Genomic DNA, 563 nt, shown 5'->3' with positions numbered 1-563 from the left:
AAAAAAAAGTGATTTTTTAGCATGCTTACCTTTTTCTTCAATAGATTTATAGCCGCCTTTTTGTAAAAGAATATACACATAAGCACTTTTCTTTAACACAGTTGAATAATATCCTTTATCGTCCGTTTTTAATTCTATTCTATCTTGACCTAAATATTCATCATAATTTTTAAGTCCATTATCATTCTCGTATCTTTCATTGACTACTGTCACCTTAACATTTTTTAAAGGCATGTTATTGGAATTAAAAACATAACCTTCAACTTTTACATCATTTAAATCTTGATTATTAGAATAATAAATGAAAAAGTATATGGCTATAACAGTTAATATAGCAAAAACGGTTATTAATAATTTATTTACTAGCTTCATCTAATCTTTTATTTATTGCTGTTTGAATGTTTCCTCCGGCTCTTGTCTGGATATTTCCATGATTTAGATTAGGATTAGTCATTTTTATATTTGTAAGCTTTGCTTTTCCTTCAGATGTATGACGATATCCCCTTGATCCAGGTGAATTACTACTGCCACTATCACTTTTATTACTACTACCACTACTATTA

Annotated in this window: 2 protein-coding genes; both read right to left on the bottom strand. The window is 27.9% G+C overall.

Annotated elements, in window-relative coordinates:
• Nucleotides 1–372, bottom strand: a 372-nt coding sequence (locus ACED20_RS21190) for a hypothetical protein (RefSeq protein ID WP_378106747.1), incomplete at its 3' end; no start/stop codon positions are given.
• A partial coding sequence (locus ACED20_RS21185; RefSeq protein WP_378106744.1) for a hypothetical protein occupies nucleotides 356–563 on the bottom strand: 208 nt, incomplete at its 5' end. The genes ACED20_RS21185 and ACED20_RS21190, both read right to left, overlap by 17 nt.

Origin of the sequence: Chryseobacterium sp. sg2396, from assembly GCF_042610505.1 — a bacterium.
In the GTDB taxonomy this organism is placed as follows: Bacteria; Bacteroidota; Bacteroidia; order Flavobacteriales; family Weeksellaceae; genus Chryseobacterium.
This window is presented reverse-complemented; position numbering and strand designations above follow the sequence as displayed.